At 64.2% G+C, this 21,841-nt stretch carries 20 protein-coding genes and 1 pseudogene; 12 read left to right on the top strand and 9 right to left on the bottom strand.

The window, feature by feature from the left end; genetic code table 11:
* Positions 1-161: 161 nt before the first annotated feature.
* Complete coding sequence (locus tag ACVIN2_RS19325) at positions 162-1,022, top strand: DMT family transporter (RefSeq protein WP_456766756.1); 861 nt, start codon at positions 162-164, stop codon at positions 1,020-1,022.
* A gap of 13 nt (positions 1,023-1,035) precedes the next feature.
* Here the strand turns inward: ACVIN2_RS19325 and ACVIN2_RS19320 are convergent, their stop codons facing one another.
* Positions 1,036-2,244, bottom strand: coding sequence for an EAL domain-containing protein (locus ACVIN2_RS19320; protein WP_456766755.1), 1,209 nt, complete (start codon positions 2,242-2,244; stop codon positions 1,036-1,038).
* A gap of 543 nt (positions 2,245-2,787) precedes the next feature.
* Positions 2,788-3,951 carry a hypothetical protein gene (locus tag ACVIN2_RS19315; protein ID WP_456766754.1) on the bottom strand — a complete coding sequence of 388 codons (1,164 nt, stop codon included), beginning with the start codon at positions 3,949-3,951 and terminating at the stop codon, positions 2,788-2,790.
* A gap of 339 nt (positions 3,952-4,290) precedes the next feature.
* On the opposite strand from ACVIN2_RS19315, the gene ACVIN2_RS19310 reads away from it, so the two are divergent.
* Complete coding sequence (locus ACVIN2_RS19310; RefSeq protein WP_456766753.1) at positions 4,291-4,914, top strand: LuxR C-terminal-related transcriptional regulator; 624 nt, start codon at positions 4,291-4,293, stop codon at positions 4,912-4,914.
* 82 nt (positions 4,915-4,996) lie between these two features.
* Here the strand turns inward: ACVIN2_RS19310 and ACVIN2_RS19305 are convergent, their stop codons facing one another.
* The 3 genes from ACVIN2_RS19305 to ACVIN2_RS19295 form a co-directional block, all read right to left on the bottom strand.
* Positions 4,997-5,245, bottom strand: a complete 249-nt coding sequence (locus ACVIN2_RS19305) for a hypothetical protein (RefSeq protein ID WP_027566442.1) — start codon at positions 5,243-5,245, stop codon at positions 4,997-4,999.
* 123 nt (positions 5,246-5,368) lie between these two features.
* On the bottom strand, positions 5,369-5,746 hold the full coding sequence (locus ACVIN2_RS19300) for an Hpt domain-containing protein (protein WP_456766752.1): 378 nt from the start codon (positions 5,744-5,746) through the stop codon (positions 5,369-5,371).
* A 158-nt stretch (positions 5,747-5,904) separates the two neighbouring features.
* A complete protein-coding gene (locus ACVIN2_RS19295; RefSeq protein ID WP_198034912.1) occupies positions 5,905-6,603 on the bottom strand; it encodes a Crp/Fnr family transcriptional regulator in 699 nt (232 codons plus the stop codon).
* Between the two features lie 739 nt (positions 6,604-7,342).
* Here ACVIN2_RS19295 and ACVIN2_RS19290 point away from each other — a divergent pair.
* The 7 genes from ACVIN2_RS19290 (at position 7,343) to ACVIN2_RS19260 (ending at position 13,801) form a co-directional block, all read left to right on the top strand.
* Complete coding sequence (locus ACVIN2_RS19290) at positions 7,343-7,765, top strand: response regulator (RefSeq protein ID WP_456769759.1); 423 nt, start codon at positions 7,343-7,345, stop codon at positions 7,763-7,765.
* 423 nt (positions 7,766-8,188) lie between these two features.
* The gene (locus ACVIN2_RS19285) at positions 8,189-10,981 is read left to right on the top strand and encodes a hybrid sensor histidine kinase/response regulator (protein ID WP_456766751.1); all 2,793 of its coding nucleotides are present in this window, start codon (positions 8,189-8,191) and stop codon (positions 10,979-10,981) included.
* Between the two features lie 25 nt (positions 10,982-11,006).
* Positions 11,007-11,480, top strand: a complete 474-nt coding sequence (locus ACVIN2_RS19280; protein ID WP_007598954.1) for a chemotaxis protein CheW — start codon at positions 11,007-11,009, stop codon at positions 11,478-11,480.
* A 31-nt stretch (positions 11,481-11,511) separates the two neighbouring features.
* Entirely contained in the window at positions 11,512-11,898 is a 387-nt protein-coding gene (locus tag ACVIN2_RS19275) for a response regulator (protein ID WP_456766750.1), read from the top strand.
* A 60-nt stretch (positions 11,899-11,958) separates the two neighbouring features.
* The gene (locus ACVIN2_RS19270) at positions 11,959-12,840 is read left to right on the top strand and encodes a CheR family methyltransferase (protein ID WP_456766749.1); all 882 of its coding nucleotides are present in this window, start codon (positions 11,959-11,961) and stop codon (positions 12,838-12,840) included.
* A 2-nt stretch (positions 12,841-12,842) separates the two neighbouring features.
* On the top strand, positions 12,843-13,157 hold the full coding sequence (locus ACVIN2_RS19265) for a PilZ domain-containing protein (RefSeq protein WP_456766748.1): 315 nt from the start codon (positions 12,843-12,845) through the stop codon (positions 13,155-13,157).
* 140 nt (positions 13,158-13,297) lie between these two features.
* On the top strand, positions 13,298-13,801 hold the full coding sequence (locus tag ACVIN2_RS19260) for a response regulator (protein ID WP_456766747.1): 504 nt from the start codon (positions 13,298-13,300) through the stop codon (positions 13,799-13,801).
* A gap of 49 nt (positions 13,802-13,850) precedes the next feature.
* Here ACVIN2_RS19260 and ACVIN2_RS19255 read toward each other — a convergent pair.
* A pseudogene (locus ACVIN2_RS19255) lies at positions 13,851-14,103 on the bottom strand (hypothetical protein).
* 185 nt (positions 14,104-14,288) lie between these two features.
* Here ACVIN2_RS19255 and ACVIN2_RS19250 point away from each other — a divergent pair.
* Positions 14,289-14,924, top strand: coding sequence for a response regulator transcription factor (locus ACVIN2_RS19250; protein ID WP_007604420.1), 636 nt, complete (start codon positions 14,289-14,291; stop codon positions 14,922-14,924).
* Between the two features lie 122 nt (positions 14,925-15,046).
* Here the strand turns inward: ACVIN2_RS19250 and ACVIN2_RS19245 are convergent, their stop codons facing one another.
* The 3 genes from ACVIN2_RS19245 to ACVIN2_RS19235 form a co-directional block, all read right to left on the bottom strand.
* On the bottom strand, positions 15,047-18,640 hold the full coding sequence (locus ACVIN2_RS19245) for a PAS domain S-box protein (RefSeq protein ID WP_456766746.1): 3,594 nt from the start codon (positions 18,638-18,640) through the stop codon (positions 15,047-15,049).
* Positions 18,618-19,046, bottom strand: coding sequence for a response regulator (locus ACVIN2_RS19240; RefSeq protein ID WP_456766745.1), 429 nt, complete (start codon positions 19,044-19,046; stop codon positions 18,618-18,620). Before ACVIN2_RS19240 ends, ACVIN2_RS19245 begins: the two co-directional genes overlap by 23 nt.
* 199 nt (positions 19,047-19,245) lie before the next feature.
* A complete protein-coding gene (locus ACVIN2_RS19235) occupies positions 19,246-19,956 on the bottom strand; it encodes a GntR family transcriptional regulator (protein ID WP_456766744.1) in 711 nt (236 codons plus the stop codon).
* A gap of 95 nt (positions 19,957-20,051) precedes the next feature.
* On the opposite strand from ACVIN2_RS19235, the gene ACVIN2_RS19230 reads away from it, so the two are divergent.
* Both ACVIN2_RS19230 and ACVIN2_RS19225 read left to right on the top strand, forming a co-directional pair.
* Complete coding sequence (locus ACVIN2_RS19230; RefSeq protein ID WP_456766743.1) at positions 20,052-21,071, top strand: ABC transporter substrate-binding protein; 1,020 nt, start codon at positions 20,052-20,054, stop codon at positions 21,069-21,071.
* On the top strand, positions 21,071-21,832 hold the full coding sequence (locus tag ACVIN2_RS19225) for an ABC transporter ATP-binding protein (protein ID WP_456766742.1): 762 nt from the start codon (positions 21,071-21,073) through the stop codon (positions 21,830-21,832). Before ACVIN2_RS19230 ends, ACVIN2_RS19225 begins: the two co-directional genes overlap by 1 nt.
* The last annotated feature ends 9 nt before the right edge of the window (positions 21,833-21,841 follow it).

Here is a 21,841-nt window from a genome sequence, read left to right as displayed (position 1 = left end):
TTCCGGCCCCCTGTAAGTCATTGATCTTCTTACCCCCGTCTACTGTGCATGGGGTTGTTTTCACGCTTTTTGTTGTTGGGCGTTGGAAAGCTTACAGGTAATCGTCACGCCACCCGGCTGGCCTCTCCAGTTGGGATCACCACCGACAAGGCGAGACGGGCATGCAATCTTCCGGCAGCGGCTGGGGCAACGGGCTTCTTGGCGTCATCATCTTCAGCGGCTCGCTGCCGGCGACGCGCGTGGCGGTCGGCGGGTTCTCCGCGCTGTTCCTGACCTCGGTGCGCGCGGTCATCGCGGCGCTGATCGGTGTGGCCGTGCTCGGCCTGCTCCGTCAGGCGTGGCCTCAGCGCAAGGATCTCGTCTCGCTCGTCATCGTCGCCATCGGCGTCGTGGTCGGTTTTCCCTTGCTGACGGCGCTTGCGCTCCAGCACATCACCTCGGCGCATTCGATCGTCTTCATCGGGCTCTTGCCGCTGTCGACCGCGATCTTCGGCGTGCTGCGCGGCGGCGAGCGGCCGCAGCCGATGTTCTGGCTGTTCGCGATTCTCGGCAGCGCCACGGTCGCGGGCTTTGCGCTGTCCAACGACGGCACCGCATCGCTCACCGGCGATCTGCTGATGGTCGCGGCGATCGTGCTGTGCGGGCTCGGCTATGCCGAAGGCGCCGCGCTGTCGCGCCGGCTCGGCGGCTGGCAGGTGATCTCCTGGGCGCTGCTGCTGTCGCTGCCGCTGATGCTGCCGGTCGCGATTCTCACCTGGCCGTCGACGTGGAGCGGCGTCGGTGTGCCCGCCTGGATCGGGCTCGCCTATGTCTCGATCTTCAGCATGTTCGTCGGTTTCATCTTCTGGTACCGCGGGCTCGCGATCGGCGGCATCGCCCGCGTCGGCCAGTTGCAGCAGCTCCAGCCGTTCTTCGGCCTCGCGCTTGCCGGCCTGCTGCTGCACGAACCGGTCGCCTGGAGCATGATCGTCGCGACCGCGCTGGTGGTCGCCTGCGTGTTCTTCGCGCGGCGGTTTGCCTGAGGCCGCCTCACTCTCACCCCATCACCGTCCGCGTCAGCGTGCTCCGCGCGAACTTCTTCAGCGGCATCGGCTTGCCGAACAGAAAACCCTGCACGAGGTCGAAGCCGAGCTCGTTGGCGGCGACCAGATCGGCGCGGCTCTCGACGCCCTCGGCGACGGCGCGCACGCCATAGCCATGCGAAAGCTCGACGATGTGGCGGCACACGGTGCGCTTGAGACGATCAGTGCCGCTGCCGGTGACGAAGTGCCGGTCGGCCTTCAGCTTGATGAAGGGAATTTTGCCGAGGTCCATCAGCGACGGCCAGTTGGCGCCGAGATTGTCGACCGACAGGCCGATATTGTGCAGACGCAGTTCGCGGGCGACCTCGACCAGGAGATCGAGGTCGCGGATCGCCTCCTCGCTGTCGATCTCGATCGTCAGCCCGCCGAACGCCGGATGCGTCGGCATGCGGCGGCAGAGATCGCGCACGGCCTGCGGCTCCTTCAGATATGACGCCGGCAGGTTGATCGCGAGATCGACCGGGCTCTGCTGCTCCAGCAGATAGTGCCAGTCCTGCATGGCGCGCTCGATCACGAATTCGGAGAGGTCGCGCAGATTCGGGTCGTGCTCTTCGGGGATGAAATAGGCGGGCGGCACCACGCCCCAGGTCGGATGCCGCATCCGCACCAGCGCCTCTGCGCTATTGCGGATCAGCGTGCGCGCGTCGATCTTGGGCTGGTACCAGAGCTCGAGCCAGCCGGCGTGCAGGGCCTCGCCGACATGCACGGCGGGGCTCGGCGCCGGCTCCTCCGGCAACAGCATCGCGACGCGGTCGCGCAGCGTCTCCGCGGCAAACGGCGTGGTCAGCGGCGGCAGCATCTTGAGGCCGTATTCCTCGCCGACCTGCTGCACCGCCCTGACGATGATCGACTCGCGGGCGCCCACCGTCAGAATCTTGCCGTCGAAGGCCTCGCGCACCAGCGTCTCCAGAAATTTGCCGGGCTCGATGCCGTCGGCGGCGATGCCGAGCAGGATCAGGTCGGGCAATCCGCTCGTCAGCACGCTCTGCAGCTCCTCGGCGCTGGCGCATTCGGTGGTGACGAAGCCGAGATCCTCCAGAACTTCCGCGAGAAACGCGCGCAGATGGCGCTTGCCGTCGGCCACGCAGGCGCGCGGCTTCATCTTTCGCCGTCCGAAGGTCTTCGGCCTTCGTTCGGCGAGTTCTACAATTTCGTCGTTCATCGCAAGCACTCCCGTTCCGTGCCGGTGTGTAGCGACGTGAGCAGTTTCAAATATGGAAGGCTTCAGTCGATTGTCGAATTATCTGGGTAACGTTAAAGCACCCATCATGTCTAAAATTGTCTGGGTCTCGTTCGAGAAGTTTTTACGTCTGCCCGCGCATCGGGCGCAGGGTTGCGGCAATCACGGGAGATTTCGCGACGTGCAGTAAGACTGCATGCGCGCGCACTGTCCTGCAATTGGACCAAGCCGCGCGCGCCTCGCCCAATTGAATAATGGAGCGCCTCAATTGCGCGCCATGCGCGCATTTTCCCGGTTCGCTCGTGACGGTTCTGCGACAATGCGTCGGTGCGCGCCGGCGCCAATGTGAAGCACATCACAAGCGGATTGCTGCACGTGCGCTATTGCTCTGGGCAGCCGGTGGTGGGCTGTCGAGGATCGCAGCAATGACGTCGCGGCGAATAATGTATTGGTGGTTCAGGTTCGTGCTGTCAGGACGATTTCTCGATCGCTTCCTGTGCCTGCCGCGCGCGCATTAGCGCGGGATCAGGTTTGGCCGATCAGCTTGCGCAACGCGGCCGCGCCGTCCTCGATCACATCGCGTCCCTTCCAGGCCAGATAGGACAGCTTTCCACCGAGCGTGTCGTGGCTGCGCAGCCGGCGCGAGCCGAGAATGTGGCCGACATTGGAGGGGAAGCGGCTCACCTCGGCGGACACCAGCGCCGCGATCGCGTCCATCAATTGCTGGAGCCGAATGCCCCACTCACACTGCTCGATGCCGTCGATCCGCACCTTGAGCGCATATTCGGTGTCGTAGATCTCGGCGAGCAGGTCGCGCGCGATCAGCACCCGGTTGTGCCGGAGCGCGATGCGCAAGGCGAGGCGCCTGTCGTCGAGCTGGTCGAGCACCATGTGAACGACGCAGGCATAGGGCGTGGCGGCGACATCGGCGGCGCTCTTGCTCGCGGCGGCCTTGGTGGCAAGGCGCACCAATTGCCAGAACGTCTTCAGCCGCTTGGCCACCAGCGTGAGCGCGAACGGCAGCGCCTCGGGATGGGCCTTCTTGAAGGCGTCCAATCGTGCGGTGATCTGATCGACCGTGCCGTCGTCGAATTTCGCGATCTTCTCGGGCAGCTTTTCGCTGAACTTCGGCAGCGCGGCGCCGGCGCGCAGCACATGCTGCATCTTCTTCACGTCGTCGAAGGCGGTGCGCGATGCGGTATATTGCGCGAGCTTGCCGCGCGCGAACTCGGTGCTCTCCGCCGATGCGAGGGTGCTCTCGAGAACCTTGACGACCTTGGTCTGGAAGGTCGATGCGATCTTCAGCACTTCCTTGTGATTGTTGGCGGCGACCTGGTCGTTGATCGCCTTGATGTAGTCGCGCGCCATGGTCGGCAGCAGGTCGCGGCAGATCCACTCCCAGATCGGGGTGAGGGTGTTGCGCGAGATCCGCCCCACATTGGCATGCTCGGGCGCGCCGTCGATCAGAAGCAGCTCGAGCGGCGCAAAGAAATGGCGCGAGGGACTGGTGGCGCGCGCCTGGCTCGATCCGTCCTTGCGAAATTCGGCGCGCAGCCGCGATTGGAGGTCGGATGAGCCCGGCATGTCGATGCCGCACAGCTCAAGCCGTTCGAGCTCGCTGAGCAGACAGCTGCGCGACAGCGGCGTCAGCTTCTGCAGGAAGTTCGATAGCTGGTCGATCTCGTTCATGGCACGCAATCTTCCGCAACGATTCCAGCAGGCCGACCGGCCCCATGCATGGAGGCATTTGCGCGCTCTCAATTGCGACATAGAGAAGCAAGCCGCCGTTAATATATTCGTAAAATCGGGGTCCGCAGGTAATCGGCGCCGATCGGATCGTTAAGAAGGCTTCGGGTCGTCCGCCATCATTTGGGCAGATTCGGCAACCTGAGAATGTCGAGGGGCACTTTTACTCAAGCATAAAGTGTGCCTGCGCCGGGGTTTCAGCACAAAACTGCCAAATTCACCGTAGTCTTACGGAGCAAAAAGTTAACTACAGATCGCGTGGGGTTCCGCTAAACGAGTGACATGGGGTCACAGAATGATACGGCCACTGATTCGCGGCCGTCGGGATGGTACGAAAGCAACGCCGCTCCAATTGAAGAGCTCGATGTCGTCCGCCTGAACGCCGCCCGCGCCAAAGCCGCCGACGAAATGGCCGCCGCGATCGCTCGCGAGCTCAACGGTCCCCTCACGGCGCTCCTGCTCTACATGGGCGAGATCAAGCATCACAGCGATCAGCTCGCGCCGGTGACGGGCGACCGTGCCTATTTGCAGCGGGTCGTGGAGAATGCGCTGGTGCAGACCGAGCGGGTTTGTGGCCTCGTCAAACAGCTTGCCGGTTCTCCCACGGGTGGCCTGCCGGGCGCGTCCAGGGCCGAGGACGCCGAATCGAAGCTCGCGCGCGCACCACAGCCGCAGCGCCTGCCGAGCGCCGAAATGCTCGGCCTGTCAGGCCAGAAGCGGCTGACCAAGCGCGAGCGCGAGGTGCTGAGGCTGATCAGCGAGGGATATTCGAACAAGCAGGGTGCGCTTCGGATGCAAATCAGCCCGCGCACCTTCGAGAGCCATCGCGCCGAGGCGATGCGGAAGCTCGGCGCGCGCAACACGGCGGACCTCGTCCGTGCGGCGCTGCTGCATTCGATCGACTGAAGGCTCTTGCCTCGGACCGCTCGCCAGCGGTGAGGGCGACGCGTGAGAGATTTCTCGAGAACGACCCGCGGCTCCGTCGTGCTCAGAAATAATCTTCGGCGAAGGGACGCGTGCGCGACGAGGGCCGCAGCGGCTTGAGCTCTTCCTTCGGCGCGTTGGGAATGATCGTGATGGTCCAGCGGGGCGGCATGCTCGATTCCTGCTCCAGCACCGAGCGCACGAAGCCGGTCACCGTCTCCTCGCCAGCGGCCACCGTCGCCATCCGGCCGTTGAACTGTGCGATGCGGAAGCGACGAACTTCTTTCTGGTCCGCGGTCTCGTAGGTGAACATGGAAACCCTCCTGGTTTCCGGCGACTATCGCCGCCTATGATTAGCCATCTGTGAAAATCCCAAGCCGTAGAAGTACGGCGGGCATGCACGCGTGAGTGGTTACGGCGTTTTCGAGCGAGCGCGTCAGCGCTCCGGCTCCTGCGCGCGCCCGGCGGCATAGGCCGCATCCATCAGGTCCAGGAGGTCGCGAAATCCGGCGTCGCCAAGGCTCTCCGCGGTCTTCTCAAGCCGCAGCGCCAGCGCCGCGAGCCGGACATAGCCGAACGTCCCGGCCGCGCTCTTCTGCGAATGCGCTTCGCGCGCGATCCTGCCGTGATGCTGCGCGAGCGCGAGCGTGCGGAACAATTGCAGGCGCGCGCAGGTGTCGCTCCAGAACACGTCGCGCACTTCGCAAGCACCGTCCTCGCCGATCTCGCGCACCAGCGCCTGATACGCGCCCGGCTCGCGCGCGGGCTCGGCATCAAGCGCTGTCTGCGCCGGCGCGACGGTGACTTCGAACATGGTTTGGCCTGCCTTGATCACGGTTCGTTTGCCGCCGGCCCGGAGAGGCGCGCGCGGCACGTTGCGTGTCTACGGCATCCGGATTTCAGTTCCGGTAGCAGGACAATCCGTGTTTGCGGGCCGGAATTAGCGAACGGTTTACCACGGCGCAGCACCAGTCAGCGCGGGCCGAGCAGCCGGTCATACTGCGCCTTCACGGTGGCGTAGCATTCGCACGCCGTCTGGCGCAGGCCGTCCAGGTTGAGGATCTGGATGTGTCCGCGGCTGTAGTGAATGAAATTCGCCTGCTGCAAGGTATTGGCGACCAGCGACACGCTGTTCCGCCGAGCGCCGATCATCTGCGCCATCGCCTCCTGGGTCAGCAGCAGCCGGTAGTCGCCGGAGAGGTCATGGGTGTGCAGCAGGCAGCGCGACAGCCGCGCCTCCACCGGATGGGCGGCGTTGCACCCGGCGGTCTGCTGCACCTGCGCGTAGACCGCCAGCCCGTGACGCGTAAGCAGTGTTCGCAGGGTGCCGCTCTGGTCGGCCGCGACGCGCAGCCGGTCGAGGTCCATCATCGAGGCGGAGCCGGGAACCAGCACGATGGCGGTGTTCAGCGCGCAGGCATCACCCATGGTCGAGAGCGTTCCGAGCAGGCTGTCGCGGCCGATCATGGCGACTTGCACGTGCTCGCCCCTGGCGAGTTCCACCACCAGCGAGATGACGCCACGATGTGGAAAGTAGGCGCGCTTGAGCGTTTCGCCGGTCTCCACCAGCACCGCATCATGCGGCAGGTCGCCCGTACGCAGGTGCGGACGGATCAATTCGTAATCGTCTGCCGACAGCGCGGACAGGAAACCGTTGGAGGAACGCACCATCGTTTCCAAAGTAGCCTCCCGTCTTCCGGACCAGCGGGCCGCAGCACGCGAAACTGCTTGCCGCCCGGCCAAGTTCCATCATGTTCTCGCCGGGATATCTTGGCAATTGGGACAAGATGTCCGAGCGGCGATCGCCGCTGCGACGCGGCCCTCGCCAAGACAGATTCCCTGACCATTTCCCCGGTACCGATCCGGGAACCCAGCAGATCCAGATTGTCGGCTGGCGCATCGGTTTGGAGGATGGTCGCGGTCATGGTTGGATACGGCGCATTTTCGAAGTGATCTGCGCCGCGTCCGCTTCGTCATTCAGTTGCGCGGCAACAAAGTGTATTATACTGGTTGTGTCGCTCAGCGTATACCCGTTGGGGGGCAGACGGCTGGTGCATTTGCGGCGGAAATGAGAACGGCACGCTGATTCGCTCATAAGCCTGCGCGCCAGCCTGCAAGGGTTGCGCAGGTAAAAGCGGCAAGAGGCCCTTCATGAGGCGGAAGCATTGCATCCGCACTGCCATCGGACGCCGGTCGATCCGTGCACCCTCTTTGGTCGGACGAGTGGCTGCCGTCCTCAAACATTGCTTCGAATCTTGGCGCCGCGTGGCCGCAGATTTCGCGTCCATCGTCTTCCCCGCTCCGCCAAGCACGTTTTCAATAGTCCATTTCTCGAGCAAAGGAGCATGGCGTGCGCCACGGTTCAATTATTGAATCGCCAAATCGGGAAGCTCAAACGGGGACAGAAGGTCTGCGCCATATTCTCGTCGTCGACGACGACCCAATGGTCTGCATGGCCATCGAGGTCTATCTCCAGCGCAACGATTTTCGGGTGACGATCGCCCAAGGAGGAGAAGCCGGACTTCGCGCGCTCGAACACGAGCAGTTCGATCTGATGATCATCGATATCTTCATGCCGCACATGCGCGGGTTCGAATCGGTCAGGATCTTTCACGAGCGGGCGCCGGCCGTTCCGCTGATTGCGATGTCCGGCTACGCGTTCGCAAATCTGAATTCGCCAGCTCCCGATTTCCTCCGGATGGCGCTGGAGCTCGGTGCGGCGCGGTGTCTGCGCAAGCCGTTCACGCCGCACGCGCTACTCGCCGCCATCACCGATTGCCTGGCGGAGCACCGTCCCCACGGCGACCTCGCCTCGGCCGCGCGCCTGGGTTAGCGCGGGACCGGCCGCAGTGGACGCCGGTAACGGTTCGTTTACCGCAAATGCGGGTCTTGCGTATCCCGGCAAAGCACCAGGCGAAAGTGGCGGGACCGCCCCGGATTGCAGGCGGCTCGATACAATTCCGCGAAGATCGCGCATATCGTCCTTCACAAGCAGGGCTTTCCCGCGCGCCTGGTCCCGCTGTTATCGGCACGTTCACCTCACGCGTCTCGCCGTTGCGGCGTGGTGCCGGTTTGCCGAAAAACGCTGTCGTATGCGGTCGAACGGCAAACTTGTCTTCAATATCCGTATTAGCACGGAGGATGAAATTAACGGGACCGTGAAAGGGGATGTCTAACGATCCAAGGCGGGGACTTGCGTTCATGCCAAGCGCGGCTCGGGCGTCGAGTCCAGATCCAGGTCAGTAAGGCGTAGCTCATGGATGATCTGTTGCGGGAGTTTTTGACGGAAACCAGCGAGAGCCTGGACACCGTGGACAATCAGCTGGTGAAGTTCGAGCAGGAGCCGAACAACGCCAAGATCCTGGATAACATCTTCCGCCTGGTCCACACCATCAAGGGGACGTGCGGCTTCCTCGGATTGCCGCGCCTGGAAGCGCTGGCGCATGCCGGCGAGACGCTGATGGGCAAATTCCGTGACGGCATGCCGGTGACGGGGCAGGCGGTGACGGTGATCCTGTCGTCGATCGACCGCATCAAGGAAATTCTGGCCGGGCTGGAGGCGACCGAAGCCGAGCCCGAGGGTACCGACCGCGACCTCATCGACAAGCTGGAAGCGATGGTCGAGCAGGGCATGGCCGCTATGGCGGCTGTAAGCGCTGCTCCTGTGGCTGAAGCGCCGCCGCTGGTGCCGGAAGCACCTGTCGCCGCTGAAGCCGCGCCGACCTCCGGCGTGCTCGCCGACCAGAGCCTGGAGCGTCCACTGCGTCCGGGCGAAGTCTCGCTCGACGAGCTCGAGCGCGCCTTCCGCGAGACCGCGATCGAAGTCCCGGCCCCGGTTGCCAAAGCCGAAGTCAAGGCCGAGCCCGCGCCCGCCGCTGAAGCGCCGGCGGCTGTTGCCAAGGACGCTGCCAAGGAAGCCAAGGCGCCCAAGGAAAAGGCCGCGCCGAAGAAGTCGATCGCCGACGAGGGCGCCGCCGAGGGCGCCAGCATCGCCAACCAGTCGATCCGCGTCAACGTGGATACGCTGGAGCATCTGATGACCATGGTCTCCGAGCTGGTGCTGACCCGCAACCAGCTATTGGAGATCTCCCGCCGCAACGAGGACACCGAGTTCAAGGTGCCGTTGCAGCGGCTGTCCAACGTCACCGCCGAGCTGCAGGAAGGCGTCATGAAGACGCGCATGCAGCCGATCGGCAATGCCTGGCAGAAGCTGCCCCGCATCGTTCGCGACCTCTCGAGCGAACTCGGCAAGCAGATCGAGCTGGAGATGCACGGCGCCGACACCGAGCTCGACCGCCAAGTGCTCGACCTGATCAAGGACCCGCTCACCCACATGGTGCGCAACTCCGCCGACCATGGCCTGGAGACCCCCGCCGAGCGTCTCGCCGGCGGCAAGGGCGAGCAGGGCACCATCCGCCTGTCGGCCTATCACGAAGGCGGTCACATCATCATCTGCATCGCCGACAACGGCCGCGGCCTGAACACCGACAGGATCAAGGCCAAGGCGATCTCCTCAGGTCTGGTCACCGAGGCCGAGCTCGAGAAGATGAGCGAAGCCCAGATCCACAAGTTCATCTTCGCGCCGGGCTTCTCCACTGCTGCCGCCATCACCTCGGTGTCGGGGCGCGGCGTCGGCATGGACGTGGTGCGCACCAATATCGACCAGATCGGCGGCACCATCGACATCAAGTCGGTGGCCGGTGAAGGCTCCTCCGTCACCATCAAGATCCCGCTGACGCTCGCCATCGTCTCCGCGCTGATCGTGGAAGCCGCCGGCGACCGCTTTGCGATCCCGCAGCTCTCCGTGGTCGAGCTGGTGCGCGCCCGCGCCAACTCGGAGCACCGCATCGAGCGCATCAAGGACACCGCGGTTCTCCGGCTGCGCAACAAGCTGCTGCCGCTGATCCACCTCAAGAAGCTGCTCAAGATCGACGATGGCGCGCTCTCCGATCCCGAGAACGGCTTCATTGTGGTGACGCAGGTCGGCAGCCAGACCTTCGGCATCGTCGTCGACGGCGTGTTCCACACCGAAGAAATCGTGGTCAAGCCGATGTCGACGAAACTGCGTCACATCGACATGTTCTCGGGCAATACCATCCTGGGCGACGGCGCGGTCATCATGATCATCGACCCCAACGGCATTGCCAAGGCGCTCGGCGCCGCCGGCTCCTCGGCCCATGACATGAACAACGAGAACGGGACGCACAGCATCGGATCGGGCGAGCAGACCACCTCGCTGCTGGTGTTCCGCGCCGGCTCATCCCAACCCAAGGCGGTCCCGCTCGGGCTCGTCACGCGCCTGGAAGAGCTGCCGGCCGACAAGATCGAGTTCTCGAACGGCCGCTACATGGTGCAGTACCGCGAGCAGCTGATGCCGCTCGTCGCCATGGAGAGCGTCACCATCGCGAGCCAGGGCGCCCAGCCGATCCTGGTGTTCTCCGACGACGGCCGCTCCATGGGCCTCGTCGTCGACGAGATCATCGACATTGTCGAGGAACGGCTCAACATCGAGGTCGGCGGATCCTCCTCCGGCATTCTCGGCTCGGCCGTGATCAAGGGCCAGGCCACCGAAGTGATCGACGTCGGCCATTTCCTGCCGATGGCGTTCTCCGACTGGTTCACCCGCAAGGAGATGAAGCCGTCGCTGCACTCGCAATCGGTGCTGCTGGTCGACGACTCGGCGTTCTTCCGCAACATGCTGGCCCCGGTGCTCAAGGCGGCCGGCTACCGCGTCCGCACCGCGCCGACCGCGCAGGAGGGCCTCGCCGCGTTGCGCGCGCAGACCTTCGACGTGGTCCTGACCGACATCGAGATGCCCGACATGAACGGGTTCGAGTTTGCCGAGACCATCCGCTCCGACAGCAATCTGGGTGCGATGCCGATCATCGGGCTCTCCGCGCTGGTGTCGCCGGCGGCGATCGAGCGCGGCCGTCAGGCCGGCTTCCACGACTATGTCGCCAAGTTCGACCGTCCCGGTCTGATCGCGGCGCTGAAGGAACAGACCGCGGGCGCCGCCGGTGCCTCCGAGCTGAGCCGCGCAGCAGCGTAACCAGCGGGATCAGGAGATACGCAACATGACCAAGAAGACCCAGTCCGGCGAAGGCGCCATGGTCGAATACGTCACCGCGATGATCGGCGGCCAGCTGTTCGGCCTGCCGATCTCCCGCGTCCAGGACGTGTTCATGCCCGAGCGCGTCACCCGCGTGCCGCTGTCCTCGCGCGAGATCGCGGGCGTGCTGAACCTGCGCGGCCGCATCGTCACCGTGGTCGACATGCGCGCCCGGCTCGGCCTGCCCAAGCCCGAGGACGGCAAGATCCCGATGGCGGTCGGCGTCGACCTGCGCGGTGAATCCTACGGCCTGTTGATCGACCAGATCGGCGAAGTGCTGCGGCTCGCCGAGGACGGCATGGAAGAAAACCCCGTCAATCTCGACCCCCGCATGGCCAAGCTCGCCGGCGGTGTCCACCGTCTCGACGGCCAGCTCATGGTCGTCCTCGACGTCGATCGCGTCCTCGAGCTCAAGACCGAAGTGCAAATGGCTGCGTGAGCCCCGAAAACATCGAAGCCGGAGATCCAAAATGAAGACGTGTTTGGTGGTCGATGATTCCAGCGTCGTGCGCAAGATCGCACGCCGGATCCTGGAAGGCCTGGAATTCGAAGTCACGGAGGCCGAGGACGGCTCCAAGGCGCTCGAGGTCTGTCGGCACAAGCTGCCCGACGCTGTGCTGCTGGACTGGAACATGCCGGTGATGGACGGCTTCGAGTTCATGGGCCACATGCGCCGACTGCCCGGCGGCGACCAGCCCAAGGTCGTGTTCTGCACCACCGAAAACAACGTGGCTCATATCGCTCAGGCGCTCAGCGGCGGCGCCAACGAGTACATCATGAAGCCCTTCGATAAAGACATCATCGCCGACAAATTCGCTGAAGTCGGCTTGATCCCGGTCGGACAAGCCATGGTCTGAGTTATCTGGCGGAGTGTTCCGGCCAGAGTGTTCCCAGTACAGCTTCCGAGAGGCCTATCAGTGACCCCGACCGAGTATGAGTATCTGCGTAAGTTCCTGAGGGATCATTCCGGGCTCGATCTGTCCGCAGACAAGCAATATCTGATTGAAAGCCGGCTGTTGCCGCTGGCGCGCAAGGCCGGGATCTCCGGCATCGGCGAGCTCGTGCAGAAGCTGCAAGGCGCTGGCTCGGGCGCGCTCGTCACCAACGTGGTCGAGGCGATGACCACCAACGAGACCTTCTTCTTTCGCGACAAGGTCCCGTTCGATCATTTCCGTGAGACCATCATGCCGGAGATCATCAAGGCGCGCGCCGGCCGCCGCAGCGTGCGCATCTGGTGCGCCGCCGGCTCGACCGGGCAGGAGCCCTATTCGCTGGCGATGAGCCTGAAGGAGATGGGGGCGGCCCTGACCGGCTGGCGCGTCGAGATCATCGCGACCGACCTGTCGCAGGAGGTGCTCGAGAAGGCCAAGGCCGGCATCTACAGCCAGTTCGAAGTGCAGCGTGGCTTGCCGATTCAGATGCTGATGAAATATTTCAAGCAGACCGGCGAGACCTGGCAGATCAATCCCGAACTGCGGGCGATGATCCAGCACCGGCAGCTCAATCTGCTGCACGATTTCGCTCAGCTCGGCACCTTCGACGTCATCTTCTGCCGCAACGTGCTGATCTATTTCGACCAGGACACCAAGATCAACATCTTCAACCGCCTGGCTCGCCAGATCGAGGGAGATGGCTTCCTGGTGCTGGGCGCCGCCGAAACGGTGGTCGGACTGACCGACACGTTCAAGCCGATTCCGGAGAAGCGCGGTCTCTACAAGCCGAACGACCCGCGTGCCGCGGCCGCCAAGCCGGCTCTTGCCGGCGCCGCGCCGCGCGTAGCGGTCATGGCAGGACGATAGACATGGCCGAGGATGGCAAGGGCGTGGAACGCGTGACGTTCAGTCGCGGCTATGATGTCTGCATCATGGCCATCGACGGCACTTGGCGCCGTGACTGCAAGCTCAACGCGATCTCCGACACCGACGCCATCCTGACGGTGGAAGGCTCGATTCAGGGCCTGAACCTCAAAGAGTTCTTCCTGCTGCTGTCGTCCACCGGCCTTGCCTACCGCCGCTGCGAACTGGTGCGCGTCAACGGCGTCGAAATGGACATCCAATTCCTGCGTGGCAAGAACCGGAAGAAGCGGGCCGCCGGTGGCCGTGACGAGGCGGCGTGATCTTCACCTGGTCTCGTCGCCGTGTTCCGCGAGGTTGGTTCACATTTGCTGAAACAACCGACTGAATTTGCCGTCGCGGCTTTACGTCGCCTCAGCGCGAACCGTGTATCCATTGCCGGTCTCAATCTCAGGATACCGCAATGCCCAGAAGCTCTTTCTCACCTCTCCCGTCAAACCTGCCCGACGGCGCCGAGCGGCGTGCACTTCAGCTTCTGGTGGTCGATGACGACGCCACGCAGCGCAGCCTGATCACGGTCGCGGCCAAGCAGGCCGGCCACGAAGTCACCGTGGCGCCGTCCGTGGCCGAAGCGATCGAAAAGCTCCGCACCGCGCGCTTCGACTGCGTGACACTCGATCTCGTGCTGGAGGATGGCGACGGTATCGACGTGCTGGGCGAGATGGCGAAGGCGAAATTTGGCGGCGCCGTGATCGTCATCAGCGGCATGGACGGCAAGCGCCGCAGCGCCGCCCGCAGCTTCGCCCGTTCCGTCGGGATCGAGCTCCAGAGCCTGCCCAAGCCGCTGGATCTCGCCGCGTTGCGCATCAGCCTCGCCAATCTTGGCAAGACCGCGATGGGCCTGCCGGCGATCCACACCTGGGGTGGTGTCGCCACCGACGCGATCGTGGAGCGGCACCGCGCCTGAGCCGCCATGCGATGAAAGAATGCGGTCGCCGCGTCGCAGCGATCGCGATCTACACCGCGCTGCCGGCCTCCGACAGGCGTTCCAGGGCGTGGCCAAGGCCGGCCCGGCAGGCGTCGAGCGCGGCGATCACCGTGGATAGCGCGGTGTGACATCTCGAGCACGAAGACGTCGGCGGAACCTTCCGGATCGCTCCCGTGTTCTTGATCCATGGCTGTGGCGGTCCGGCGCATGCCGGTCTCGATCTGCGAGATCAGCATGCGAAGGTCAGCCGCAATCAGCTCACGGCTCTCGACCTCGGGCATTGCCACGAGAGGCGGCATAGCGGCCAAATTAGCATGGATATTCTCCGTCCCCTGCAATTAGGCGCCTCGCCGCTACTTGTGCGTTAAGTCCATGTCCCGTACAAATACGGTGGGCCGAATCCGCGCCGAACGCCATAACGGTTGGGGCGGACGCGAGTCCTTCATGCCAACCGGATGTGTGGCACATGGCCGAACAAAGCTCTCGCGGTGAAATCTTCGTGGTCGACGACGACGCTGCCGTTCGCGACACCTTGTCGATGGTGTTGAAGGCGGCGGGCTATGAGGTGATCTGTTTTGCGGACGGTGCAGCATTGCTCTCCGTCGCGCGAAGCCGCACACCTGCAGCGGTCCTGCTCGACGTGCACATTCCCGGAAAATCGGGCCTCGATATTCTCAATGAGCTGCACGGCGAGGACTATCCGGCACCGATCTTCATGATCTCCGGACAGGGCGATATCGCGATGGCGGTGGGAGCCATCAAGAGCGGCGCGCTCGACTTCATCGAGAAGCCGTTCCGCGGCAGCGAGATCGTCGGCCGGCTCGACGAGGCGATCGGTGCCTATGCACGCAGGCAGTCGGAGAACGCGGCGCCGAAGTTCGGCTCGCTGCACTTCCCCGGGCGCGAGCCGTTGACGCGCAGGGAGCGGGAGGTGCTCGAGCAGTTTGCCGCCGGCGCCTCCAACAAGGAGGCCGGCCGCACGCTCGGCATCAGCCCGCGCACCATCGAGGACCATCGCGCCAACATCATGAAGAAGCTTGGTGCGCGCAACGCCGCCGATCTGATCCGGATCGTGATGACCGCGGCCCAGCGCGCGTCGTAAATTACGTGGGTGACATTTCGTAGCCCGGATGAGCGAAGCGACATCCGGGACTTGGCTCGTAGCGTTCCGGGGTATCGCTTCGCTCACCCGGGCTACGGGCTCTCACCCGGCCCGACGCGCTATCAACTGCTCAACGCCTTGCGGATGGTCCGGGCCAGATCCGATTTGCGATAGGGCTTCGCCAGCAGCAGAACGCCCGAATCCAGCCGGCCGTGATGGATGATCGCGTTCTCGGTATAGCCGGACGTGTAGAGCACCCGGAGATCGGGACGCGTTCTCTGCAGTTCGTCGGCGAGCTGACGTCCGTTCATCTTGCCGGGCATGATGACGTCGGTGAACAGGAGGTCGAACGGCTTTCCGGCGGCGACGATTGCGAGCGCCTCCGCGGCGTTCGCAGCCTGCAAGGTGACGTAACCGAGCGAATGCAGCTGCGCCAACACGTAGTCGCGCACCAGCCGGTCGTCCTCGACCACAAGGATCGTCTCGTGTCCGCCCTCGATGCTCGCCGGCGTCACGCTGTCGCCGACCAACGTCGGCGTCTTGCCGGGCGGCAGATACATCTTGATCGTGGTGCCGTGGTCTTCTTCGCTGTAGATCTTGATATGGCCCGCGGACTGCTTGATGAAGCCGTAGACCATCGAAAGCCCGAGTCCGGTGCCCTTGCCCGGTCCCTTCGACGTGAAGAAGGGGTCGAACACCCTGGCCAGCATGTTGGCGGGAATTCCGCTGCCGGTGTCGCTCACGGCAATCATCACGTAGTGACCCGGCGGGACGTCGTTGACGCTGGCATAGACCTCGTCGAGATAGGCCGCACCCGTCTCCACGATCAGCTTGCCGCCACCGGGCATGGCATCGCGGGCATTGAGCGCGAGGTTGAGGATCGCGGTGGTGAGCTGGCTGGGATCGACGATCGCGACGCAGTTCTCGTCCTCGAACACCGATTCGATGTGGATCTGCTCGCCCAGCGTCGGCCGCAACAGTTTCGCGGTGTCGATGATCAGCGCGTTGACGTCGATTTCGCGCGGCTGGAGCGGCTGCTTGCGCGCAAACGCTAGCAGGTGCTGCGTCAGCTCGGCGCCACGCCCGGCGGCCTCGTCGATCATCTTCGTGATCGCGGCGAGCTCCGGCTCCTTGGCCACCGCGTCGGCCAGGATCTCGATCGTCCCGGTGATGACGGTGAGGATGTTGTTGAAGTCGTGCGCCACGCCGCCGGTGAGCTGGCCGACCGCCTCCATCTTCTCGGCCTGGCGGATGCGCTCGTCGGCCGCGATCTTGTCGGTCAGGTCGCGGTAGAACGAATTGAAGAGGACACCTTCGCGTCGCCGGAGCGCCGTGACGCTGAGCTCGGCCCTGAATTCCTTGCCGTCGCGCCGCCGTACCAAAAGTTCGCGCCGTGGATTGGCCAGCGATTGCTGCTCGGACTCGAGAAAGAGCTTCAGTCTGGCCCTGACGCTTTCGCGCTCACTGGGGGCGACGAAAAGCTCGATCGCATTCTTGCCGATTGCTTCCTCACGCGTCCATCCGAAGAGCTTCTCGGCTTGCGAGTTCCAACTCAGGATGGCACCGGCCTGGTCGGTCTGGGTGAAAGCGTCCAGCGAGGTCTCGACGATGTTGCGCGCAAGCTGTTCGCTCTCCCGCAAGGACTCCTGTGCAAGCCTCGCCTCCGTCATGTCGCGGCCGACAAAGAAGTAGCGCTGGGCATGGTCGGACCAGCTGCCGAGCCAGGAGAGCCAGACCTCGCGACCGTCCTTGTGGAAGCAGCGGGTGTCGGCAAGCTTCAGCCGCTCGCCGCGCCTGAGCGCGCGCATCTCGTCGCGCGACTGGTCGAGATGGCCGGGATGAATGAAATCGGCGCCGCTGCGGCCGATCATCTGCTCCGGCCGGTAGCCGATAATGGCCTCGCTGCTCGGACTGATCTGCGCGATGTGGCCGCGCGCGTCCATCACCATGATCAGATCCTGCGAGGTGTCGAAAAGTTGCCGCCGTTCCTCGAGCTGCTGCTGTAGCGCCCGCTCGGCCCGCCGCGCCTCGGTCAGGCTGCGCGCGGTGCCGGAGGCGCCGATGATCTCGCCCGACGGGCCCTTGATCGGCGACAGGCTGAGTGAGATTTCGACCGGCGTGCCATCCTTGCGCAGGCGGACCGTCTCGAAGCGTTCGATCGCTTCACCTCGGGCGAGCCGCTGCAAATAGTCCTTGCCTTGCTCGCGTCGGTCGGGCGGGACGATGATCGAGGTGGATTTCCCGATCGCCTCATCCGCCGAATAGCCGTAGAGGCGTTCGGCGGCGGCATTCCAGCCGGTGATGACTGCGTCGAGCGATTGCATCACGATCGCGTCGTCGGAGGATTCGACGGCGGCGCTGAACAAGCGCTCGCGCGCTTCATGATGGCTTCGCGCGGCCTCGGTGCGGCGATGCTCCTCGATCTCGCGTTCAAGAGCGGCTGTCTTCGCTCTCGTTTCTTCGACCATCTGGGCAAATGCCCGCGCCAGCACGCCTGTCTCTCCGCTCGCATCGACGGGAATATCGGCGCGCCGTCCGCTGCCGATCGCCTCCACCGCTGCGGTCAAACGCCCGATCGGCCGCGTCAATGAGCGCGCCAGCAGCACCGCGAGCAAGGCTGCGGCAAGGACGGCAAGCAGCCCGACCAGCGAGGAGGTTTTTTGAATAGCCGCCGGAACGCGGCTGAACACGGATGCGGGGGCTGTCTCGATTATAGCCAACCACTCTTTGCCGGCCAGCAGCGCCGGTGCGATCGCCGCTCCGCTCGGCCGGCCAGACCGGTCGCTCGTAAGCTGCGTGGATCCTTGCGGCTGGCCGGCCCGGGCTGCAAAGAAAGGAAAGTCACGGCGCCAATCGTTGCCGTTGCCGTGCAATGTACCGAATTCCCGCGCGAGATCGGGATGGACGAGATAGTCGCCACGCGAATTCACGACATAGATGTCTCCTCCTGCACTCGCGGTCGAACGAACGCGGTCGAGCGCGGGACGCATGTCGATATTGGCGATGATGATGCCGAACGGCTTGCTATCAGGCGTGAACAGCGGCGTCGCGACGCGCAACGTCGGAATGTGAGGGTCCGTGGTTCCTCCCTGCCGGGTGGCGAGATCGATGGGCGAAACATAGATGTCGCCCGGCGCCAGTCGAATCGTCTCCTGGAAGTAGGTTCGTTCGCTCTTGCGTTCGAGTTCGCCGTTGGGAACAATCCGTGCTGCTCCGTTCGGGCCGGCGCGATCGACGCGGACCAGTTCGCGCTGGTCGTCGTCAAGGCCGATGATTCGAAATTGCCCGTAGCTCGGTTTCGCGTCGATCTCGGCTGCGAACCGCGTTGCGATACGCTCGCGCCAGGTTTGCTCCGAAACGCCGTCGACGGCATCGATGCCTCCACCGATGTGGGCGCGGATCAGCCCATTGATGGCAGCGGCGGAGCGATAACCGAGCAGATCGCCACGAGCGCCGGCAACGTAGGATTCGAGATGGGTGGCCAGCAGGCTCGACTGGGCTTCAATCCGTTCCAGGACCCGCGGAATGACGGCCTGGGTGATATTGCGATAGCCGAGCCAGCCGACTGCGGCCACGGTGACCGCCACCAGCAGGATCATCGCGATAGCGAGCCGCGTAGCGAGCGTCATGGCGAAATTTGCACCGCGTCCTGAATGGCGCCCGTGTTCGGTTGGAACAGAATGAAGGTTCTTGTCATCGGCGGCCGGTGCTGACATCCGGATTCCTCACCGATGCCGTCCGAGCCGCGTCCAGGCAGCCGGCGACCGCGGCGAGCAGCGCGTCGGCCCGGAACGGCTTCTGCAGGCTCGCCACCGCGCCGAGCTTGGTCGCCATCTTGAGGAAGTCCGGCTCCGCATGGGCGTCCGGCGTGAACGAGCGGCCGGAAATGACGACGATCGGGATCGCCGGCCGCAGCGCCCGGATGTGGCGCATCGTCTCCAGGCCGTCCATGCCGGGCATGAAAATGTCGAGAAACAGCAGGTCGAACTGGCTGGCCTCGAACAGCGCAAGTCCCTTGCGGCCGTCTCCGGCGACGGTGATGTGATGACCGGCCCTCTCCAGGAGCAGCCGAATCGTCATCTGCACGGCCGGGTCGTCATCCACGATCAGGATGTTGGCCACGTCTGGTATCCTCCGGGCCGGATGGGGTTTCCCAGCGACCGCAAATCAAACCATCAACTCTGAAATTGTTGCGCGGATTGCATCCGGGCTGCAAGCACTTCGCCATCGATCCGACGATTGCTCGCGAAAGGCGAATCGGCTGTGTCAACTTATGCACGGTGACGTGCACAAGTGCTCGCGACGACCGCGCGCCATAGGCTTAGTCGGTCAAATATTCCGGATAGTGGCTCCGGATCGTATCGAGCTCGCTCAGCGTGCCCGACAGGTGCTTGCGCAAATGCTGTTGCGCAGCATCGGCGTCTCCGGCCTCGATCGCGCGTGTGATCAGCTTGTGGTGGCGGACGATGTTCTGGGCCTTGCCCGGTGAGGGCAGATGCAGCCGGCGCAGCCGGTCGATATGTCCGCTGCGGCTGCGCACCAGCGTCCAGAGTTCCTGCTTGCCGGCCGCGGCATAAAGCTGCGCGTGAAAATCATTGTCGCCGGCGATGAAGCTCTCGAAGTCACCGGCCTTGGCGAATTGCTGCTGGAGCGCGATCGTATGGTCGAGGCGGATGACCAGAGCGTCGTCATGTTGCTCCGCGAGCAGCCGGACGATTTCGAGTTCCAGTGCCTGGCGCAGGAAATGAGCCTGCTCGGCCCGACCGACGTCGACCCGGCTGACGACGGTCGCGTGCTGCGGAAACACGTCGACCAGACCTTCTTCCTCCAGCCGCATCAAGGCGTCGCGGATCGGCGTCGAGCTGACGCCGAATTGCGCGGCGAGATCCGTGCGCGACAGCGGCGAGCCAGGCGGCAGCTCGAGCGCGAGAATGGCGTTGCGCAGCCGCTCGAACACTTGCGGTGCGGCCTGCCGAGCCCGGTCGAGCCGCGGGCGGGCAGCGCCGCGGGACGCGGGTTGGGCTGTTTCCATGCGAAGGGCTCCGGCCGGCCTTGCCTTTGATGCACTAATGCATTAGTGCATCAGTAAGATCGCTCGTCAATGGCGACCGGAGGAAACGAACAACAATGATCAAGCAATTGCAGTGTGGCCTCACGGCCGTCGCCCTGATCGCCGCCACGGCGCTGACGGTTTCGTTCGCTAACGCGCAGCAAAAATCCGAGATCTCGCTGTCGCGCCAGCCCGGCATTTTCTACATGCCGAGCCACATCATGGAAAAGCAGAAGCTGATCGAGAAGCACGCAGCTCAGCTCGGGGTGGCCGGTGTCACCACCAAATGGGTCACCTTCTCCGGCGGCGGTGCGCAGACCGATGCGCTGCTCGCGGGCGGCGTCGACATCCTCAACACCGGCACCGGCAATCTGCTGCTGCTGTGGGATCGCACCCGCGGCGGCGTCAAGGGCATCGTCGCGACCTCGGCGCAGCCGATGACGCTGATCAGCCGCGACGCCAACATCAAGTCGATCAGGGATTTCGGCCCCAGCGACAAGATCGCCGTGCCGACGGTGAGAGTCTCGACCCAGGCGATCGTGCTCCAGATCGCCGCCGCCGAGGCCTTTGGTGCCGATCAATGGTCGAAGCTGGACGTCAACACGGTGCAGCTCGGCCATCCCGATGCCTATGCGGCGTTGTCCAACGCCAAGCACGAGGTGCACACCCATTTCTCGATCCCGCCGTTCACTTTCCTCGAGCTGAAGAACGTGCCGGGCGCGCATGTCGTGTTGTCGTCGCCTGACGTGATGGGCGGCCCGCTCAGCCAGGCGCAGTTCTTCACCACCACGAAGTTCGCCGATGCCAACCCGAAAATCATCCAGGCCGTGCGCGATGCGACCAAGGAAGCGCAGGATCTGATCCGCAGCGACACCAGACAGGCGGTCGAGATCTACAAGGAGATCACCGGCGACAAGACCTCGGTGGAAGAGCTGCTCGATCTCCTGAAGGAGCCCGGCATGATGGAGTGGAATCTCGAGCCGCAGGGCACGATGAAATTCGCCGCGCATCTGTTCAAGACCGGTACGCTAAAGACTCAACCCAAGGCCTGGACCGATTACTATCTCCCCATCGCCCACGATCTGAAGGGCAACTGATGGCGCTGCTCGACGTCAGCTCCGTGACGCTGCGTTACAAGACCTCCAGCGCCGTCGTCACCGCCACGGAAAGGGTCAGCTTCACCGTCGACAGGTCCGATCGCTTCGTGCTGCTCGGGCCGTCCGGCTGCGGCAAGTCGACCCTGCTCAAGGCCGTCGGCGGCTACATGGCGCCGAGCGAAGGCCGCATGACCATCAACGACCGCGAGATCCACGGTCCCGGCGCCGATCGCATGATGATCTTCCAGGAGTTCGACCAGCTGCTGCCCTGGAAGAGCGTCCTGGCCAACGTGATGTTTCCGCTGCTGACCGCGCGAAAATTGTCGCGCAAGGACGCCGAAGTGCGCGCGCGGGCCTATATCGAGAAGGTCGGCCTGACCCGCGTCGTCGATGCCTATCCGCACACGCTCTCCGGCGGCATGAAGCAGCGCGTCGCGATCGCGCGCGGCATGGCGATGGAGCCCGACATCCTGCTGATGGACGAGCCGTTCGCCGCGCTCGACGCGCTGACGCGCCGGACCTGCCAGGACGAGCTGCTCCAGCTCTGGAGCGAGACCAAATTCACCGTGCTGTTCGTGACCCACTCGATTGCGGAAGCGATCCGCATCGGCAACCGCATCCTGCTGCTGTCGCCGCATCCCGGCCGCGTCAAGGCCGAAGTGGTCGACGTCGACAAGGTCTCCAATGACGATGGCAGTGCCGGCCGGCTCGAGAAGGAGATTCACGATCTCCTGTTCGCCTCCGAAGCCACGGCGCATTGAAGGAGCCTC

The sequence above is a fragment of the Bradyrhizobium sp. USDA 3650 genome (assembly GCF_054057395.1).
The sequence above is the reverse complement of the archived record's forward strand: the minus strand, read 5'-3'. Positions and strand labels throughout refer to the sequence as shown.

Excerpts from the sequence above, each read along its gene's own strand:
- ACVIN2_RS19325 (WP_456766756.1), top strand. The coding sequence starts at position 162 with ATGCAATCTTCCGGCAGCGGCTGGGGCAACGGGCTTCTTGGCGTCATC.
- ACVIN2_RS19320 (WP_456766755.1), bottom strand. The coding sequence starts at position 2,244 with ATGAACGACGAAATTGTAGAACTCGCCGAACGAAGGCCGAAGACCTTC.
- ACVIN2_RS19315 (WP_456766754.1), bottom strand. The coding sequence starts at position 3,951 with ATGAACGAGATCGACCAGCTATCGAACTTCCTGCAGAAGCTGACGCCG.
- ACVIN2_RS19310 (WP_456766753.1), top strand. The coding sequence starts at position 4,291 with ATGGGGTCACAGAATGATACGGCCACTGATTCGCGGCCGTCGGGATGG.
- ACVIN2_RS19305 (WP_027566442.1), bottom strand. The coding sequence starts at position 5,245 with ATGTTCACCTACGAGACCGCGGACCAGAAAGAAGTTCGTCGCTTCCGC.
- ACVIN2_RS19300 (WP_456766752.1), bottom strand. The coding sequence starts at position 5,746 with ATGTTCGAAGTCACCGTCGCGCCGGCGCAGACAGCGCTTGATGCCGAG.
- ACVIN2_RS19295 (WP_198034912.1), bottom strand. The coding sequence starts at position 6,603 with ATGGTGCGTTCCTCCAACGGTTTCCTGTCCGCGCTGTCGGCAGACGAT.
- ACVIN2_RS19285 (WP_456766751.1), top strand. The coding sequence starts at position 8,189 with ATGGATGATCTGTTGCGGGAGTTTTTGACGGAAACCAGCGAGAGCCTG.
- ACVIN2_RS19280 (WP_007598954.1), top strand. The coding sequence starts at position 11,007 with ATGACCAAGAAGACCCAGTCCGGCGAAGGCGCCATGGTCGAATACGTC.
- ACVIN2_RS19275 (WP_456766750.1), top strand. The coding sequence starts at position 11,512 with ATGAAGACGTGTTTGGTGGTCGATGATTCCAGCGTCGTGCGCAAGATC.
- ACVIN2_RS19265 (WP_456766748.1), top strand. The coding sequence starts at position 12,843 with ATGGCCGAGGATGGCAAGGGCGTGGAACGCGTGACGTTCAGTCGCGGC.
- ACVIN2_RS19260 (WP_456766747.1), top strand. The coding sequence starts at position 13,298 with ATGCCCAGAAGCTCTTTCTCACCTCTCCCGTCAAACCTGCCCGACGGC.
- ACVIN2_RS19250 (WP_007604420.1), top strand. The coding sequence starts at position 14,289 with ATGGCCGAACAAAGCTCTCGCGGTGAAATCTTCGTGGTCGACGACGAC.
- ACVIN2_RS19245 (WP_456766746.1), bottom strand. The coding sequence starts at position 18,640 with ATGTCAGCACCGGCCGCCGATGACAAGAACCTTCATTCTGTTCCAACC.
- ACVIN2_RS19235 (WP_456766744.1), bottom strand. The coding sequence starts at position 19,956 with ATGGAAACAGCCCAACCCGCGTCCCGCGGCGCTGCCCGCCCGCGGCTC.
- ACVIN2_RS19230 (WP_456766743.1), top strand. The coding sequence starts at position 20,052 with ATGATCAAGCAATTGCAGTGTGGCCTCACGGCCGTCGCCCTGATCGCC.
- ACVIN2_RS19225 (WP_456766742.1), top strand. The coding sequence starts at position 21,071 with ATGGCGCTGCTCGACGTCAGCTCCGTGACGCTGCGTTACAAGACCTCC.